Genomic DNA, 16,838 nt, shown 5'->3' with positions numbered 1-16,838 from the left:
CCGGCGGCGAGGACGGCCGCACGGCGCAGGTGCGTGTGCCGGTGACCGGCCGCCGCCGTGATCAGTGCCGCGGACTCGTGCGGGTACGGCGCCGACCGCTCCGCGAAGTGTTCGGCCGGGTGGTAGCCGAGGGGCCACCACGGTACGTCCGGCAGCCGGGCCGTTCCGGCGACGGCCGCGAGCCCGCGGGCGACCGCACGGCCCGCAGCGCCGTGCGCGGTGTCCGGGATGTTCGCGAGGTCCGTGCCGCCCGGTGCCAGCACGCCCCGCGCGGCGGCCAGGGCGACCAGCGGCTGCCCGTGGTCCAGCCAGGGCAGCAGCCACCGCCGGTCATCCGACAGCTCACCGAGCGCGAGGAGTTGGGACACGAGCGCCGTCGGATCGTCCTCCACGGCGGCACGCCGCCGCAGCGCTTCCAACGCGGCCGGCTCCGCGCAGCGGACCGAGCGCAGGACCCAGGCCGCACCGGTCCGTACGTCCTTCGCCCGGTGCGAGATCAGGGGCAGCATGTGCGGCCAGAGGTTCGTGAACAGCTCGTACGCCCCGCGGTGCACGCCGACCGAACTGCCGCAGGCGCCGTGGCCGCGCCGGGCGAGGAAGTCGAGCACCTGCGCCAGCCGGCGGTCGTCGAGCCGCGGGAGCAGGACGAGGAGGTGTGCGACGGCGTGCGCGAAGAGCGGGGTGTCCCTCCGCCAGCCGAGCGCGTCCTCCAACCGGAGCCAGGACTTCTGGCGTTGTCCGACCGTCACCAGTCCGCGCAGCAGCCCCGGTATCTCCTCCCGGCCCGCAGGCACCCCTTCCAGCACGTGCCAGGCCACCGGCCCGGCCCCCCGTTCGTCCATGCCGCGGATCCTAGACCGTCCCCTCCCGGTCATCTCGCCGCGGGGACGTGATCCGCCAGGTGCCACGGGGTACGTCGAGCGTCGCGATGAGGTCGGCGTGCCGGGGGAACGAGACGTTCAGCCGCCACGGCTCCGGCAGGGCGGCCAGCTTGACGGCGACCAGATCCTCGGTGACCTCGTCGAGGGCTCCGATCCAGTGCGGTGCGGTGGCGATCAGCTGCTCGGGCAGCCAGGGCCCGGGCTCCGGCACACGCGAGACGGGCCCCTCCGCGAGCTCGGCGAGGGCGGAGCCGGCCAGCAGGGCCAGCAGGCGCGCCAGCACGGCGGCCGGCAGGGCGGGGTCGCGGGTCTCCAGCAGCACGTAGCAGTCGTCGTGGCCCGAGAACCAGACCCGCGAGGCTCCCAGGCGGCTCAGGAGCGGCTCGTCGAAGCCGGTCGTGCCGAGCACGAGGGCGAGCTCGTCGAGCTGCTCCGCGCTCACGTCCTCGGGCACGTCGATCAGAGCCAGCTCGTACGGAGACCAAGTGCCGTCGAGGAAGCGGGGGAGGAGGCCGCGCTCCATCACCAGGAACTCCTCGGCGAGCCCGTTCGTGCCGGACGCCCAGGGCCCGAGGGGGTGGACCGTGCAGGGCACGCCGAGGTCGGCCGCGATCAGCGAAGGCGGCAGAGCCTGCCAGTCCTCATCCAGATAGGAGTTGGTCTCCAGCGACACCACCGCCACCGCGCCGTTCGCCGCGGCCACGAGCAGATCGGCCAACTCGCCCGCCTGGGCCGCCCCGGCGCTCACCCGCCACAGGCCCCCGGCCTCGCCGACGCTGAAGCTCAACGGGAACGGCCGGCGCTCCACGCCAACACAGTTCACGCTGAACGCGCCCTCCTGCCCGACCTCGATCACTGCCCCACCCCCGAGAACCCGCCGGCCCCGTCGACCGGCCCGTACGCGTCAATCATCGCCGGTCGGCAGGGTGGCGCCGCCAACGTACGGGTACCCGGGGCAGGTCAGCGGTTTTGAGCGTGTTCAAATAAGGGCGTGCGGCCGAGGGGCCGGACACCCAACTCTTTGGGGAGAGGTCTGTGGACATGCGCGGATGGCGTGCGATCGTTCTCTCGGTGACCGGGATGGTGCTCACGACATCCTGTGGGTATGCGGCTGCGATCCACGCGGCGGAGATTCCGCAGGAACGACTGACGGGGACGTGGAGCAGCCCCGCCGGGACGTCTCTGACCTTCTCGGGAGACCACACCTTCTCCGGAACGGGATTCGACGTGGTCGAGGCGATGACCGGCTGCGCCCGTCGCGGGACGCTGTCCAACGGCCGCTGGGCCTTCTACGCCGGCGACGGCCCCATGGACCCCGACGAGACCGTCACACGCGGCCATCACCTTCGGCTCTCCTTCGACGGGGATCCGGCGTGCGGCGTGCAGGTCTACCTCTACGGGGACTTCGGCGATCCGACGGACCCGAGCATGTGCCCGACGCGGGACCCTGACGACGGTTGCCCTCCGGGCGGCTACCTGACGCGGGAGCGGGCCGATTCCCCATCCTGACGCCCCGTCGATTCCGCGGTCGGGCGCCGGGGTGGGCCGAGCGGGGGGTCTGCGGCCGACCCGCACGGGCGAGCCCGGGGTGCGGGGTCCGCCCGGTCCCTGCACTGCCGGCCATGGCCTCTTCCCCAGCCCCCGGCGGCGATCCGGAACCGGGCCCGTCGCCGGGACACGACGGCAGAACCCGCCACGGCCGCAGGTCTCGCGGCAAGGCGCTCGCGGCCGCCGGGGCGGTACTAACCGCGGTGGTCGTGGCGGCGGTCACCGTACCGGTGGAGGACGGGGTGAAGCGCCTCTTCGGGATCGGCCGGGAGGAGCCCGCCCAAAAGGCCACCGACCTGCAACTGGTGGCACGTCAGGTTGCGTTCCAGGGCGCGACGGACGGGTGGATCGCACCGGGGAAGATCCTGCCGGAGGGCGCCGGGGAAGAGATCAGCGCAGTCATCAGGGGCTGGCAGAGGGTCGGCGAGGCCGTACCGGCCTGGAAGCAGGTGATCACCTTCAGCCTGCAGAGCTCGACCCCCAAAGCGATCACCATCGACAGTCTGCACATCGAGAAACGCTGCCGCCCCGCCCTGGCCGGGCCGTGGTTCCGTGTCCGAGGCGGCGGCGGGGTGAGCTCCAAGGAGATCAAGGTCGACCTCGACTCCCCGGTCACGGAGATCGTGCCGGCCTCCGGGGACATGGCGGTCGACCCTCGAGCGAGCCCGGTCACAGGCTTCCCCTTCGTCGTCACCGAGCAGGAGATGGCCTGGTTCACGCTCACCGTCAAGGCGAAGGAGCACGACTGCGACTGGAAGGGCGTGCTGAAGTGGTCCGCCGACGGGAAGGCCGGCACCACCGACATCAGTGACGGGGGCCGAATGCTCCGCCTCACCGGCACCGCGGCCGCGACGGGGACGGTGTTCTACTGACCGTTCCACGCTGTCGCCCGATCGTGGGGCCACCACCACGACCGGCTCCCGGGCCCGCCGCTCCCGCGCTACGTTCACCGCCATGGACATCCTGCGCGAGAAGATCAGCCGCGGTTTCGACCTGCTGGACGCCGACGGCGACGGGGCCCTCACCGAGGCCGACCACGTCATCATGGGCGACCGGGCCGCCGACCAGCTCGGGTACGCCCGCGGTTCGGCCGAGCACACCCGCATGATCGACGCCTACGTGGCGGTCTGGCGCGACCTGCACGCCCCGTACGTCGGCGGGGCCGACGGCCGCCTGACCAAGCCGGAGTTCGTCACCGGCACCCTCACCCTGGCCGCCGACCCCGAGGCCGCGGCGACCACCGTCGGCGCGCTCGCCCGGGCGTTCTTCGACATCGCCGACGTCGATGGCGACGGCCGGGTCAGCAGGAGCGAGTTCGACGCCTTCCAGCGCAGCCACTTCCCGGGGATCGGGCAGGCGGACCTGGACACGGCGTTCGCCCACCTGGACCGCGACGGCGACGGTGCCCTCGACCCGGCCGAGTTCGAGTCCGCCGTGGTCGAGTACTGGTCCAGCACCGACCCCGCCGCCCCGGGCAACTGGTGGATGGGGCGGCCCGAAACCGGGCGCTGACCACCACCGACCCGGCCCCGAAGGGCCGTAGGACTGCCCTCGCGGACATGTACGGACGCCCCCTGTACGCCTAGCGTCGAACGGGACTGGCGGAACGGTTCGGGAGCGGGTTCGGGAGCGGGTGCGACGCCCGGCTGCCGGCCCACGAGAGGGAGCGGCGGCGGACGCATGGGCTTCGACCGGAAGAAGGAGCACGGCGGGCGGGAACACAAGGCCGTGCCGCCGCGGACCCCGGAGACACAGGCACAGGGCGTTGACGCGGCCACCCCCTTCCTCGGGAAGCACCAGGTCACGCAGGCGGCCCTCCGGGCGGTGCAGGGCACGGGAGGGAACGCGGCCGCCACCGCCTACGTGCAGAGGGTCACCGACGAGGACCGGGAGAGGGCCCAGGCCCGCAAGGACCGCTGGGCGGAGCGCGACCTCGCACGCGGCGGCGCCCGGCGGGCGGAGGAGTTCAGCACGCACGAAACGCCCTTCGGCCCCTTCAACGACCGCAAGGGGAACGGCGGGGCGCCGTACGTCACCACCAACCAGGGCCAGTACCCGGGGACCCAGAACACCGACGGCCGCTATGTCCGTGAGGAAGAAGACCAGTTCATCGGCCTGATCCCCACCCTCGACGCCGAGCACTTCGGCCCCCTCGTCGAGGCGCTCAAGGGACGGGAGCTGAGCGAGGAGGAGATCGAGGGGCTGAGCGACGACCAGTGCCGCGCGGCGGCGATGCTCATGGGGATCGCGAACGCCGAGGCGGTCCGCGAGCCGGGATCCATCAAGCACATCCGCAGCGCCCTGCGGCGGCAGGCCAACCCGCACCACGAGGCACCCGAGTTCCTCAAGGACTTCCCCCAGGGGCGCGTCGGCGGCGCCCAGCACGAGCGGCGCATCCGGGCGGGCCGGTCGAGGCGGGCCACGCCGGAGGTCGAAACCATCCTGGAGGCCTCGTCCTCGTCCTCCTCGGACGGGGGCACGTCCCCCCGCCGGCAGTAGGCCCGGGGGGCCGCCCGGACGGTCCAGGTCCGGGCGCCGGCGCGGCGCGGGTGCCAGGTCCGAGGGAGTGGCCCAGGACGGCACACATCATCAACGGCGTTACGAGCAGGGCCGGGTGACCCACCCGATCAGACGCGGGCCCTCCCGGACCCGCCTCGCCGTAATTCGGTTGACCCGGCCGCGGGCCGGCGTTGCACTGTGGCGGGGCGCCGCGAGGGGTGGTGTCGGTATCCGGGGAAGGCAGCGGCGTACATGGAGATCCGTAACACCACCGACCAGGACTTCGACGGCTTCGTCGACACGATGCTCGCCGCGTTCGGGTTCTACCCGGACCCCCCGGTCGACGGCGGCGGGCACTGGTGGTCGGCGCTCGAAATGGACCGGTGCCTGTTCGCCGTGACCGAGGACGGCGATCCCGTCGGCACCGCCGGCGCGTACTCCTTCGAGCTCACCCTGCCCGGTGAGGGCCTCGTCCCCGTCTCCGGGGTGACCGCCGTCGGCGTCCTGCCCTCCCACCGGCGCCAGGGCGTGCTCACCGCGCTGATGCGGCATCAGCTCACCGAGCTGCGCGCCCGAGGGGAGTTCCTCTCCGTGCTGCTGGCCTCCGAGGCGCTGATCTACCGCAGGTACGGCTACGGACCGGCGACGTACACGGCGCGGCTGACGGTGCCGCGCCACCGTGCGGCCCTCGCCGTTCCCCGGGCGCGCGCGGCGAACGGCGAACCCGTCACGGGAACGGCCGGCGGTTCGATCAAGGTGGAGCGGAGCAGCGACTGCCGAGAGGCCCTGGAGACGGTCTACGACGGCTACCGCCGCGCACAGCCCGGCGCCCTGTCCCGCCCGCACCGCTGGTGGTCCCTGCGCGCCGGGCAGCCCCCGATCGCCCCCGCGCCCCGGTACGTCGCCGTCCACCGGGACGCCGACGGAGTCCCGGACGGGTACGCGAGTTACACGATCGAGCCCGGAGCGTCGAGGACGATGAAGGTCGACGAGATCATCACCGCCGACGACGCCGTCCACACGGCCCTGGCCCGGTTCCTGCTCGAGCACGACCTCGTCAACGAGGTCTCCTTCAAGCACATTCCGACCGACCACCCGCTGCGCTGGCAGTTCGAGGACTTCCGGGGCGGCGAGGTGGCGGGGGCCGGCGACTGGCTCTGGGTGCGGCTGCTGGACGTCCCGGGGGCGCTGACCGCGCGCGGCTGGTTCGCGGACGGCGAGATCGTCCTCGACGTCGAGGACCGGTTCCTCGGCGAGCGCGGCCGCCACCTGCTGACCGTCCGGGACGGCAAGGCCGAATGCGTCCCGACGGACCGGGAGCCCGACCTGTCCCTGGACGTGAGCGACCTGGCCTCGGTCTACCTGGGCGGCACCGCCCCGAGCACCCTCGTGCGCGCCGGGCACATAAAGGCCCACCACCCGGGGGCATCCGCCCTCGCCGACGCCCTGTTCCGGACCGAACGCTCCCCGCACTGCCTGCACTGGTTCTGACCGGGTGGTCCGTCGCCGGGTGCGGGGCCGGGGGTGTGGGGCCGGCGTTCAGACGGTGGTGAAGCGGCTGCTCGCCTCGCCCCGGAGCCGGCCGGGCGGAAGCCTCCGGCCGAACGCCAGCAGGAGGAGGTCCTGGCCGGCGCCGTACAGGGGGAGCCCCGACCCGTACGACCAGTCCAGGTCGTCGGCGCACAGCCGTACTCCGCCGAGGTCGGCGCCGAAGAAGCGCACACCGCTGGGCCGGATACCGTCGAGCACCACCCGCAGCCGGTCCTCGGGGACACGACGCTCGTGTCCGAGGGCGACCGTGATGTCCAGGCCGTGCACCACGTCGTGGCCGAGCGCGGCCTGGAGCCCCCCGACCGGCGGGGTCCAGGGGTGATGGGCGCCCTCCCGCAGGAACGCGGCGAGTTCCACCGTGGAGCGGGCGGCGGCGTCCCTTCGCGCCACGCGGTCGGTCATGCGGTGCAGGTTGCCCCGGGCCCTGACCAACTCGCCGGCCATCGCGGGCAGGGACAGGCGGAACCCCATCGACATGTGCGCCGCGACCTCGCGGATCCGCCACCCCGCGCACAGGCTCGGCTCGTCCCACCGGGCGGGCCGGAGGCCGTCGAGCAGATCGGCCAGCTCCTGCCGTTCCGCCGCGATCAACGCCCTGACCTCGTCGTCCGGATACCTCTTGGCTGTCGCTTTCCCCATGGGGCCAACCCTGGTGCCGGCCCGGTCATATGTCCAATAGATGGATGTTCTGTGATCTAGAATCGGTGGTTATGGAGCTTCGCCAGTTGCGGTACTTCGTCACCGTCGTCGAAGAGGGCGGATTCACCCGCGCCGCCGCCCGGCTCCATCTCTCCCAGCCTGGACTCAGCGCGCAGATCCGCCAGTTGGAGAAGGAACTCGGACAGCCGCTCCTCGAGCGGTCCAGCCGATCGGTGACCCTGACCGAGGTGGGCCGTTCCGTACTGCCCTACGCACGGGCCGCGTTGGCGGCCGCGGCCGCGGTGCGCAACGCCGTGGACGAGCACGCCGGACTGCTGCGCGGCCGGGTCACGCTCGGGCTGGTCTCCGGCGGAACCGGTCACGTCTTCGACGTCGCCTCGTTCCTCGCGGACTTCCACGACACCCATCCCGCCCTGGAGATCGCGCTGACCGAGGACACGTCCGAGCGGATGCAGGCCGCGCTGCTGGCCGGCGAGATCGACATCGCCCTCCTGGGACCCACCGGAGAAGAGCCTCCGCCCGGCCTCGCCCACCGGACGGTCATCGACGTCCCGCTCGGCGCGGCCGTCGCCCCGGGCCACCCCCTGCTCACCCCCGCCGGGCGCGTCGACGTCCCCCTGGCCGATCTGCGAGACCGCCCGCTGATCTGCCTGCCGCGGGGCACCGGAGTACGGGCCTCGCTCGAACGCGCCTGCGCGAGGGCGGGGTTCAGACCCCGGGTCGCCTTCGAGGCGGCGGCCCCGCACGTGCTGGTACGGCTCGCCGCACGAGGGCTGGGCGTCGCCGTACTGCCCCTCGGCGAGGAGGGATCGGGCCATACCGGCCCCCTGCGCAGCCTGCCGATCGTCCGACCCGGGATCCGCGCCCGTATCGTCCTCGCCTGGCCGGCCAACGGACCCGCGAGCCCTGCGGCCCGGGAGCTCCTCGACCGCATGCGCGACGCCCTGCCGACGCCCGCCGCCCCGTAGCCGGCGGCGTCCGCGAGACCCCACGGGAGGGGGCTGGCCTCCGTACACGGAGCGTCAAGGTCGGAGTCGGCCGGGCCGGGGTCCCTCTCAACCGGCCCGCGGGTCCTGTCAGTACCGCCCGCCCCGTTGGCGGATCCGGCGGTTGCGGGCGGCCCGTCGTCGAGCTTCCTCGCTGCGCGCCCGCTCGGCCGCCGCGCGCTTGCGCTCGGCTTCCGCTTGGGCCCGTCGCCGGACCTCGGCGTCCGGGTCCTCCGTGGCCCGTGGGGCCCGGGATCGTCTCTGCTCGTCGGTCGGCGGAGGCGGTGGTGGTGGCGTGTCGGTCCGCCGCGTGGCTCCGCCGAGTTGCGGCAAGTCCTGCCGGGCTTGTGCGTACGGCGCCGGAGGAGGCTGTTCAACCGGACTTGCGGGCCGGCTGCCGGCGATCCACCGACGCAACGCCACGCAGGCGACCAGCGGCCCGAGGAGCAGCGAGAGCAGCCACAGCGTCAAGGCGGCGGACCAGAGGGGGCCGTGGGGCCGGGGGCCCGGCAGCAGGAATCCCACCAGCACCATCAGCACGCACAGCCCGAGCCAGGTGGCGATGACCACGGTCGCCGCCCGAGCGGCGGCCTTCACACCCCTCATAGCCCCCACCCCCGTGGCGGTATCGGCACACCGTAGCGTCCGCGTTCCCAACTGAGCCCCTGCCATGGGCCATTACCCCGGAGTCGCAGCGCACACACCGCCACGGGCCAGAGGCCGCCCTGTGGCCGAGGCGGTCCGGGCCCGGGAGCGGCGCCGTGCGTCAGACCTCGCCCCGCCAGCCGCCCGTCTCGACGCCGCGCCCCTCGATGAACAGCTTGAACCGCTTCAGGTCTCCGGCGACCTGGCGCCGCACGAATCCGAGCTTGTCGGCGGCGGTCTCGGCCAGTCCCTCGGGCACCCAGTTCATGTGCAGGACGACCTTGGTGGTGTACGCGTCGATCGGCTGGAAGGTGACCAGCCCGGCCTGACGTGCCTCGCCGTCCACCGTCATCCACGCCACCCGCCGGTCCGGCAGCTGCTCGGTGATCCGCGCGTCGAACTCGCGCTGGACGCCGTTCACGTTCGTCACCCAGTGGGTGAGCGTGTCCGTGCGCTGCTCGATGCGTTCGACCCCTTCCATGAAGGCGGGGAAGTCCTCGAACTGAGTCCACTGGTTGTAGGCCGTGCGTACGGGGACGTTGACCTCGACGTACTCCTCGACGTGTGACATGCCCAACCCTTCCGTGTCGTCGCGGGCGCCGGCCCGGCCGCCGCCGCGCACGGGTGCCGCCGGCCTCCGCCGCCCTCAGGACCCTGTCGGGGCTCGGCTACCCGCCCCCGGGCGCGGCATGCACGGCGTCCGGTGAGGCGGGCGGACCTCATGCGGCCGGGTGAGCGCCCCGTCTTGCGCCCCCCAGTCCTCGATGCGTACAGTGTTCGCAACAAGGAACGCTGTACGCATCGAAGTGGGGGCGGGTATGTCGAAGTACGTGGCGGGGCAGGACGCGGCGGGGAACCGGAGCGCCAACGGCGCGGGGGAGAGCGGGAATACGGCCGGCCGGAAGCCCGACCTCGCCCGCTGGCAGGCCCGCCTCGACGCACTGCGTGCCGAGCACCACGTCCCGGCCGCGTCGCTCGCGGTCCTCGTCGACGGGACCGTCCATGAACTGGCCAGCGGTGTGCTGCACCGCGGAACGGGCGTGGAGGCGACGACCGACTCGGTCTTCCAGATGGGCTCGATAGCCAAGCTCTACACCGCCGCCCTGATCATGCGGCTCGCCGAGTCGGGCCGACTCGCCCTGGACGCCCCGGTCGTGGACGTCCTGCCGGAGTTCTCCGTCGCCGACCCCGAAGCCACCCGGACGATCACCACGCGCCAACTCCTCAGCCACACCAGCGGTCTCACGTGCGACTTCACGTATGACGGCGGACGGGGCGACGACTGCCTCGCCGAGTACGTGCGGGCCGCGAAGGACGTGGCCCTTGACTGCCCGCCCGGTACCGCGGTCTCGTACAGCAGCGTCGGTCACAACGTGCTCGGCAGGATCGTCGAGGTGTTGACCGGCAAGGTCTGGGACGAGGCGCTCAAGGACCTGCTCCTGACCCCGCTCGGGGTCACGCACACCATGACGCTGCCCGAGGAGGCACTGCGGTACCGGGCGGCGATGGGCCACCTGGGCGCGGCGGGCCAGGACCCGGACCCGGCACCCTCCTGGGACCTCATGCCGCGCTCCGCGGGCCCGTACGGCCGGGTCATCGCCTCGGCCGGGGACCTCGCCCGGTTCGCGCGGATGCACCTTTCCGGCGGCCTGGCCCAGGACGGCACGCGCGTGCTTTCCGAGGAGACGGTCGCGCTGATGCAGCGCAGGGTCGTGGACTCGCCCGACAAGTGGACGGTCAGCGCCGACGGCTGGGGTCTCGGCTGGACGCTGTACGACTGGGACGGAATCCAGGGCTACGGGCACGACGGCGCGTCCATCGGGCAGTACGGCTACCTGCGCGTCGTGCCTTCGGCGGGCGTCGCGATCGCGCTCCTCACCAACGGCGGCGGTGCGCGCGAACTGTACGCGGCGCTGTACCGGGAACTCCTCGCCGAGCTGGCCGGTGTGACGATGCCGCAGCCGTTCGCCCCGTCGGCCCGGCCGCCCGCCGTCGACTTCGCTCCGCTCGTCGGCACCTACCGGCGCGAGGGCGTGGTCATCACCGTGACCGAACGGGGCGGGGCGTGGCACCTGCGGTACGAGTTCGTCAACGGCATGAGGGACTTCTCCCCGCCCCTGGAGATCGACCTCGTGGCGGTGACCGAGACGGTGTTCGCCGGTACGGGGGTGGGCGCGGCGTTCAGCGAGGGCTACATGCCCGTGATCTTCTCCACGCTCCAGGACGGCACGGGCTGCGTCTACATCGGGATGCGCTGCGGCCCCAAGATCACCCCGGACGCGCCCGGCAGGGTGGAAGAGCGGGCCGGGCGGTAGACCGGGCTGCCCGCACCCACCCTTCCGCAACCCCCGCCCTTCGGGAGCGGAACGGCCGGTCAGCGGCCGGTGTCCGGTCGGTGGGTGCCGAGTTCGCCTCGGCCGGGCCGTTCCGGCCGTCCCACCCGTCCCACCCTTCGCGCAGCACGGCGTCCAGACGCCGCCGGGGACGCGGTGGTCTCTCCGCGGATCACCCGGGGCCTGCTGGTCAGCCTCCGCCCGCACCTCCCCGACGGCCGCGGCGGCGCCCGCGGGGTGCGGTCCGAGCATGACGAGCGGCTGGCCCGGCTCAGCGTGCGGGAGCGCGAGGTGCTGGTCCAGGTGGGGCGCGGCCTGTCCAACACCGAGATCGCGGGGCGAATGCAGGGGCGAATCGTCACGCGTAGGGCGGAGTTCGCGGCGGTACCGCCCGGGTACGTGTCCCCCTCACTAACCTGGAGACCGTACAAAACCGCCGATGCCGGGCAGAACGCAGCTCAGCGTCCACACCCGGGATCCCAGCCGAGCGAGGAACTCCGGTTGACGGGACGCAGGACGACCACTACCCGACGTGCGGGCCCCGCCTGGCCGCGCGTGCGCTACTGGTTCGACACCATCGTGGCCCGTGGGACAGCCGTACTGATCGGCTGGCTCACGCTCTTGTGCCTGGCCATCGTGGTCCCGGCCAGCGCGGCCCTGGTGTGGGCGAGACGGGGCGGACCCACCACCTGGTCGGAACAGGTCGTGGCCGTGTGGGTCAGCGTGGGCCAGACACTGAAGATCGGCGGTGCCGTCGGAAGCCCGCTGTACGTGTTCATGTCCGTCCTGCTGGCCCTCGTCGCCCTGCTGTTCGTCTCCACGCTCGTCGGTCTCATCACCAACGGGCTCAACGACAAGGTCCTGGACCTGCGCCGCGGCCGTTCCACCGTCCTGGAGGCGGGGCACACGGTGCTGCTCGGCTGGTCCGACCAGGTGTTCCCGATCATCTCCGAACTGGTCGAGGCCAACTCCAACCGGCGCCGGGCCGTCATCGCCGTGCTCGGCCCCAAGGACAAGGCCGAGATGGAGGACGAGATCGCCACCGCCGTCGGCCGGCTCGGCCGCACGCGGCTGATCTGCCGCAGCGGCGTCACCACCGACCCCGCCGTCGTCTCCCTCGTCAGCCCCGCGTCGGCCCGCGCCGTCCTGGTCCTCACCCACGAGGGCGAGGACGGCGACGCCCACGTCGTCAAGACGCTGCTGGCCGTGGAGGCGGCCGTGCGCGAAGGGGGCGGCCCCGCCGTGGTCGCGGCGGTCCGCGACGGCCGCCACCGACGCGCCGCGCAGCTCGCCGCGGGCAGCCGCGGCCGGGTACTGGACATCGAGGACGTGACCGCCCGGCTCATCGCCCAGACCTCCTGCGAGCCCGGACTCTCCCTAGTCCACCGGGAGTTGCTCGACTTCGAGGGCGACGAGATCTACACCGCGGCGGAACCCTCCCTGACGGGACGCACGTTCGGCGAACTGCTCCTCGCGTACGACACCTCCAGCGTCATCGGGATCCTGCGCTGCGGCGGGGCGCGCGTCGAGCTCAACCCCGCCGCCGACAGCGTCCTCGGCGACGGCGACCGGATCGTCCTGATCACTGCGGACGACGACACCGCGACCCCGGCCGCCGAGCCGCCCGCCGTGGACGAGGCGGCGATCGTCGCGCCGCCCGGCACGCCCCGGCCGGCCGAACGCTTCCTGCTGCTCGGCTGGAACCGCCGCGCCCCGCTCATCATGGAACAGCTCGACGCGTGCGCCCCGCCGGGATCCCTGCTCACCGTCATCGCGGAGGGCTCGGAGCTCCTCCGCGAGGCCGACCGCTGCGCCCTGGCGGTGGGCCGGCGGATGCGCGTCGACGTCCGCAGCGGGGACATCACCGATCCGCGCGTCCTGGACGAGCTGGACGTCCTGTCCTTCGACCGGGCCGTCGTCCTCGGATACGACGTCCGGGACACCGCGCCCGGGGCGCTGACCGGTGACGACAGGACCCTGGTGACCCTGCTCCACCTGCGCGCGCTGGAGGAGGCCGCCGGCCGTGAACTGGCCGTCGTGACCGAGATGACGGACGACCGGAACCGGCTGCTGGCGCCCGCCCGGGAGGGCGCGGACTTCATCGTCGGCGGCCGGCTCATCAGCCTCCTGATGACGCAGATCGCGGAGAACCGGCACCTCGCCGCCGTCTTCGACAGCCTGTTCTCGGCCGACGGCGACACCCTCCACCTGAGGCCCGCGACGGGATACGTCCGCCCCGGCCGCCCCGTCGCGTTCGCCACCGTCGTCGAGTCCGGCCGCCGCCAGGGGCACTGCGTCATCGGCTACCGGCTCCACGAGGCCGCCGCGCAGGGCCCCTCGTACGGGGTGCGGCTGAACCCCGACAAGCGGGAGCGGCTGGCCTTCGGCCCCGAGGACGCGTTGATCGTGCTCGCCCCGGCCACCGGGGCCGCCCCGCCCCGCGAACGCGGCCGCACAGTCCCCGGAGCCCGCACCGACGGACTCCCGCCCCGGCCCCCGGGACGGGACGAGGTCCCCGACGGCGCCTGGTGACCCGACCGGGCCGCGCGGGCCGGGCGTCAGTCACCAGCCGTCGGCCCCACCTCCCTCACGGGGGACCCGCCGCGGCGGGTCAGGCGGTGCCACCAGTGGCGGCGGCGCGGATGGACGGCCCTGCCCATCCGGCGGCCCAGGAGGAGGTAACCGAGCAGCGCTCCGGCCGTGTTGAGGATGACGTCGTCCACGTCGAAGGCGCGCCCGGCGACCAGGGCGCCCTGGATCAGTTCGACGAGCGTCATCACCACCGCCGTCACCACCGCCACCCTCAGCAGCCCGCGGGCCTGCGGGAGGAGGACCGGGAGCAGCACCCCGAAGGGAACACCGAGCAGGGCGTTCCCGCCGAGCTGCACGAAGGCCTCCCTGACGGATGCGCCGTCGAGGTACGGGCCGATGGAGGCGCCCGGGCGGGTGTTGCTGTGCACCAGCCCGACCGAGGCCGCCGAGGGCTCCAGGGTGACGTGTGCCAGGACCAGGCTGAACAGCACCGTCCCGGCGAAGGCGGCCAGCATCGCCACCGCCCGCAGCGCGGGCCGCGCGGGCGGCCGGACGACGCGGGGGTTCTCCCGCACCGTCCCCACCCTCTCGGTCCGCCGCCTCCACTTCGCCCGGCGCACCGCGGCGAGCCTCCCGCGCACGTCCATCGACCGCTCCCTCCGTGACGGGCTCCGTACCGTGCAGGCGCGTGTACCCCGCCGCAAGGGGCTGACGCACCCCCCACCCGGCGACAACCACACCCGGGACAACTCGAACTGACGGGGCATCCGCCCCATGGGGAGCCCCCACCGCGCATGGCGCCGCACATCCGGGGCAAGAGCGGCCCGTGGCACCGAACACCCTGAACCCCCTCGACGCGAACCGACGCGCCCCCGCACACCAGACCCCCGCACGCCAGACCCCGGTCGGACGGACCGCCGAGGCCCTGCGCCGCACCGCCGTACGGCTCTGGGACGACAACGTCGCCGACCAGGCGGCGGCGCTCACCTACTACGCGGTCCTCGCCCTGGTCCCCGCGCTCCTCGTGTGCGTCTCCCTCGTCGGGCTCGCCGGCGCGGGCACCCGCGAGCGCCTGATCCTCGACCTCACCTCGTACGCCCCTCCCCAGTCGGCCCAGGTACTGCGGGAGGCGTTGGACGGCCTGACCTCGGGCCCGTCCTCCCCCTGTCTCCTGATCGGCGGCGCGGTCCTGAGCGCCCTGTGGTCGGCCTCCAGCTACCTGGCGGTCTTCCGCCGCGCCCTGCACACCATGCACCGGCTGCCCGACACCCGCCCGCCCCTGCGCTCGGCACACGTCCTGGCCCTGACCGCCGCGGCGCTGCTGGCCCTGCTGGTGACGGCGGCCGCCTGCCTCGTCGCCACCGGCCCCGTGGTCCGCCGGCTCGCCGCGGCCACCGGTCACGCCGGCGGCGACGCGCTGACCCTCCTGCGGTGGCCGGTCCTGCTCCTGATCGTCACGGCCCTGATCCTCGTCCTCTACCGCACCGGCCCCCGCCCCGCCCGCGGAGCGCGTCGCTGCCTGCCCGGCGGGGTGCTGGCGGCACTCCTGTGGCTCGGCGCCTCGGGCCTGTTCACCCTCTACGCCGAGTCGGGCACCTACGACCGGCTGTACGGCTCACTGGCCGGGAGCATCGTCTTCCTCGTGTGGCTGTGGGTCACCAACCTGGCCCTCCTCGCCGGCGCCCAGTTCAACGCCGTCCTCGTCCACCGGGCCGGGTAGGCGGGGCGGGGCGGCCGGGTCCGCCCTCCGTTCCGCCGTGCGGGTGGACACGGCCCCTGCCTAACCTGGGAAGGACGCCACGTCCCGGTCGGGTAGGAGGCAGCCGTGAGCCGTGCAGAAAACCGACAGCGCCGGTACCGGAAGACCTGCGTGGGGCTCGCCACCGCGGGCCTCCTCGCCCTCCCGGCGACCAGCGCCCTTGCCAGCGGACCGCAGCCCGCCCCCCAGCCGACCGCCTCGGCGGCGCCCTCCCCGGCGGGCGGCTTCCCCGCACTCGACGCCGCCACGGCCGCGAGGCTGGACCGGGCCGTCCAGGACGTGCTGAAGAAGACCGGTGTCCCGGGCGTCATCGTCGGGATATCCGCACCCGGAAAGGGCGAGTACACGCGGGCCTTCGGCATCGCCGACAAGGCGACGAAGAAGCCGATGGCGACGAACCTGTACTCGCGCATCGGAAGTGAGACCAAGACATTCACCGTGACGGCGGTGCTCCAGCTCGCCCAGCAGGGGAAGCTGGGCCTGGACGACCCCATCGGCAAGTACATCGCGGGCGTCCCCAACGGCGACAAGGTGACCCTCAGGGAACTCGCGGGCATGCGCAGCGGCCTGCTCAGCTACACGGCGACGGAGCCCTTCTACAAGGCGCTCACCACCGACCCGACGCGCCACTTCGCCCCCCGGGAACTGCTGGACTACGCCTTCAAGGCGCCCAAGCCGGTGATCTTCGCACCGAACGCGGAGTTCAACTACTCCAACACCAACCTGATCCTGCTCGGCCTGGTGGTCGAGAAGCAGTCCGGGCAGCCGCTCCCCGCCTACATCCGCGACCACGTCCTGCGCCCCGCCGGAATGAACCGCACCAGCTTCCCCGACGACGCCTCCTTCCCCACCCCGCACGCCCAGGGCTACACGCAGCAGACGGCGTCGGGGAAGACCGAGGACGCCACCGACTGGAACCCCTCCTGGGGCTGGGCCGCGGGGGCGATGATCTCCGACCTGCACGACCTGCGGATCTGGGCGAAGACCCTGGCCACCGGAGTCTTCCCCGACGGCACACGGATGGTCAGCCCCGAGATGCAGAAGCAGCGCCTCGAGACCCCGCCCACCAGCATCCCGGGCGCGGGCTACGGCCTGGGCATCTTCGACGTGCAGGGCTGGATCGGCCACAACGGTTCGCTGCCGGGCTACCAGTCCCTCACCATGTACCTGCCCGAGCAGCAGGCGACCATGGTGGTCCTGCTCAACACCGACATCCCGTACGGGCAGCAGGAGGAGCCGAGCACGGTCTTCGGCCAGGCGCTGACCAGCGTCCTGACCCCCGAGCACGTGTACAACCTGCCGGCGTCCGCCCAGAAGGACATGACGCCCTCGCCGTCGTCCTCACCCTCGTCCTAGGGCCTGTCCGCAATGTCAGGTGGGGAGCCATAGTCGCAGGCAGGCGAGGGTGACCAGGGCTTGGTAGTGGCGGGCTCGTTTGTCGTAG

At 73.2% G+C, this 16,838-nt stretch carries 16 protein-coding genes; 10 read left to right on the top strand and 6 right to left on the bottom strand.

All coding sequences use genetic code 11. The features are described 5' to 3' along the window. Positions 1-842 (bottom strand): hypothetical protein (locus tag AB0O29_RS29240; RefSeq protein WP_365157283.1); only part of this gene is annotated, 842 nt, incomplete at its 3' end. A gap of 10 nt (positions 843-852) precedes the next feature. Next, positions 853-1,737, bottom strand: a complete 885-nt coding sequence (locus AB0O29_RS29235) for a hypothetical protein (protein WP_365157280.1) — start codon at positions 1,735-1,737, stop codon at positions 853-855. Positions 1,738-1,916: 179 nt separating this feature from the next. Between AB0O29_RS29235 and AB0O29_RS29230 the strand changes: the two genes are divergently transcribed. The 5 genes from AB0O29_RS29230 to AB0O29_RS29210 all read left to right on the top strand — a co-directional run bounded on the left by AB0O29_RS29230 (position 1,917) and on the right by AB0O29_RS29210 (position 6,419). Then, on the top strand, positions 1,917-2,390 hold the full coding sequence (locus tag AB0O29_RS29230; protein ID WP_365157277.1) for a hypothetical protein: 474 nt from the start codon (positions 1,917-1,919) through the stop codon (positions 2,388-2,390). 113 nt (positions 2,391-2,503) lie between these two features. Beyond that, the gene (locus tag AB0O29_RS29225; RefSeq protein ID WP_365157274.1) at positions 2,504-3,301 is read left to right on the top strand and encodes a hypothetical protein; all 798 of its coding nucleotides are present in this window, start codon (positions 2,504-2,506) and stop codon (positions 3,299-3,301) included. Between the two features lie 82 nt (positions 3,302-3,383). After that, positions 3,384-3,941 carry an EF-hand domain-containing protein gene (locus tag AB0O29_RS29220; RefSeq protein ID WP_365157272.1) on the top strand — a complete coding sequence of 186 codons (558 nt, stop codon included), beginning with the start codon at positions 3,384-3,386 and terminating at the stop codon, positions 3,939-3,941. Positions 3,942-4,109: 168 nt separating this feature from the next. Next, positions 4,110-4,928 carry a hypothetical protein gene (locus AB0O29_RS29215; RefSeq protein WP_365157269.1) on the top strand — a complete coding sequence of 273 codons (819 nt, stop codon included), beginning with the start codon at positions 4,110-4,112 and terminating at the stop codon, positions 4,926-4,928. A 252-nt stretch (positions 4,929-5,180) separates the two neighbouring features. After that, a complete protein-coding gene (locus AB0O29_RS29210; RefSeq protein ID WP_365157266.1) occupies positions 5,181-6,419 on the top strand; it encodes a GNAT family N-acetyltransferase in 1,239 nt (412 codons plus the stop codon). Between the two features lie 48 nt (positions 6,420-6,467). Here the strand turns inward: AB0O29_RS29210 and AB0O29_RS29205 are convergent, their stop codons facing one another. Further along, entirely contained in the window at positions 6,468-7,118 is a 651-nt protein-coding gene (locus AB0O29_RS29205) for a maleylpyruvate isomerase family mycothiol-dependent enzyme (protein ID WP_365157263.1), read from the bottom strand. Between the two features lie 71 nt (positions 7,119-7,189). Between AB0O29_RS29205 and AB0O29_RS29200 the strand changes: the two genes are divergently transcribed. Next, positions 7,190-8,107, top strand: coding sequence for a LysR family transcriptional regulator (locus AB0O29_RS29200; RefSeq protein ID WP_365157260.1), 918 nt, complete (start codon positions 7,190-7,192; stop codon positions 8,105-8,107). 108 nt (positions 8,108-8,215) lie between these two features. Here AB0O29_RS29200 and AB0O29_RS29195 read toward each other — a convergent pair whose 3' ends face one another. Beyond that, positions 8,216-8,731, bottom strand: a complete 516-nt coding sequence (locus AB0O29_RS29195; protein ID WP_365157257.1) for a hypothetical protein — start codon at positions 8,729-8,731, stop codon at positions 8,216-8,218. Positions 8,732-8,891: 160 nt separating this feature from the next. Next, entirely contained in the window at positions 8,892-9,341 is a 450-nt protein-coding gene (locus AB0O29_RS29190) for an SRPBCC family protein (RefSeq protein WP_365157254.1), read from the bottom strand. A 247-nt stretch (positions 9,342-9,588) separates the two neighbouring features. On the opposite strand from AB0O29_RS29190, the gene AB0O29_RS29185 reads away from it, so the two are divergent. Further along, entirely contained in the window at positions 9,589-11,085 is a 1,497-nt protein-coding gene (locus tag AB0O29_RS29185; RefSeq protein ID WP_365157251.1) for a serine hydrolase domain-containing protein, read from the top strand. Positions 11,086-11,682: 597 nt separating this feature from the next. Next, on the top strand, positions 11,683-13,635 hold the full coding sequence (locus AB0O29_RS29180) for an NAD-binding lipoprotein (RefSeq protein ID WP_365157249.1): 1,953 nt from the start codon (positions 11,683-11,685) through the stop codon (positions 13,633-13,635). Positions 13,636-13,661: 26 nt separating this feature from the next. Here the strand turns inward: AB0O29_RS29180 and AB0O29_RS29175 are convergent, their stop codons facing one another. Continuing rightward, the gene (locus AB0O29_RS29175; protein ID WP_365157246.1) at positions 13,662-14,282 is read right to left on the bottom strand and encodes a VanZ family protein; all 621 of its coding nucleotides are present in this window, start codon (positions 14,280-14,282) and stop codon (positions 13,662-13,664) included. Positions 14,283-14,461: 179 nt separating this feature from the next. Here AB0O29_RS29175 and AB0O29_RS29170 point away from each other — a divergent pair, with 179 nt between their 5' ends. Continuing rightward, the gene (locus tag AB0O29_RS29170) at positions 14,462-15,355 is read left to right on the top strand and encodes a YihY/virulence factor BrkB family protein (protein WP_365157243.1); all 894 of its coding nucleotides are present in this window, start codon (positions 14,462-14,464) and stop codon (positions 15,353-15,355) included. A 105-nt stretch (positions 15,356-15,460) separates the two neighbouring features. Beyond that, positions 15,461-16,750 (top strand): serine hydrolase domain-containing protein, encoded by a 1,290-nt coding sequence (locus AB0O29_RS29165; RefSeq protein ID WP_365157240.1) that lies wholly within the window; start codon positions 15,461-15,463, stop codon positions 16,748-16,750. Positions 16,751-16,838 lie beyond the last annotated feature (88 nt).

Origin of the sequence: Streptomyces sp. NPDC089915, assembly GCF_040684675.1 — a bacterium.
Taxonomy (GTDB): domain Bacteria; phylum Actinomycetota; class Actinomycetes; order Streptomycetales; family Streptomycetaceae; genus Streptomyces.
The sequence above is the reverse complement of the archived record's forward strand: the minus strand, read 5'-3'. Positions and strand labels throughout refer to the sequence as shown.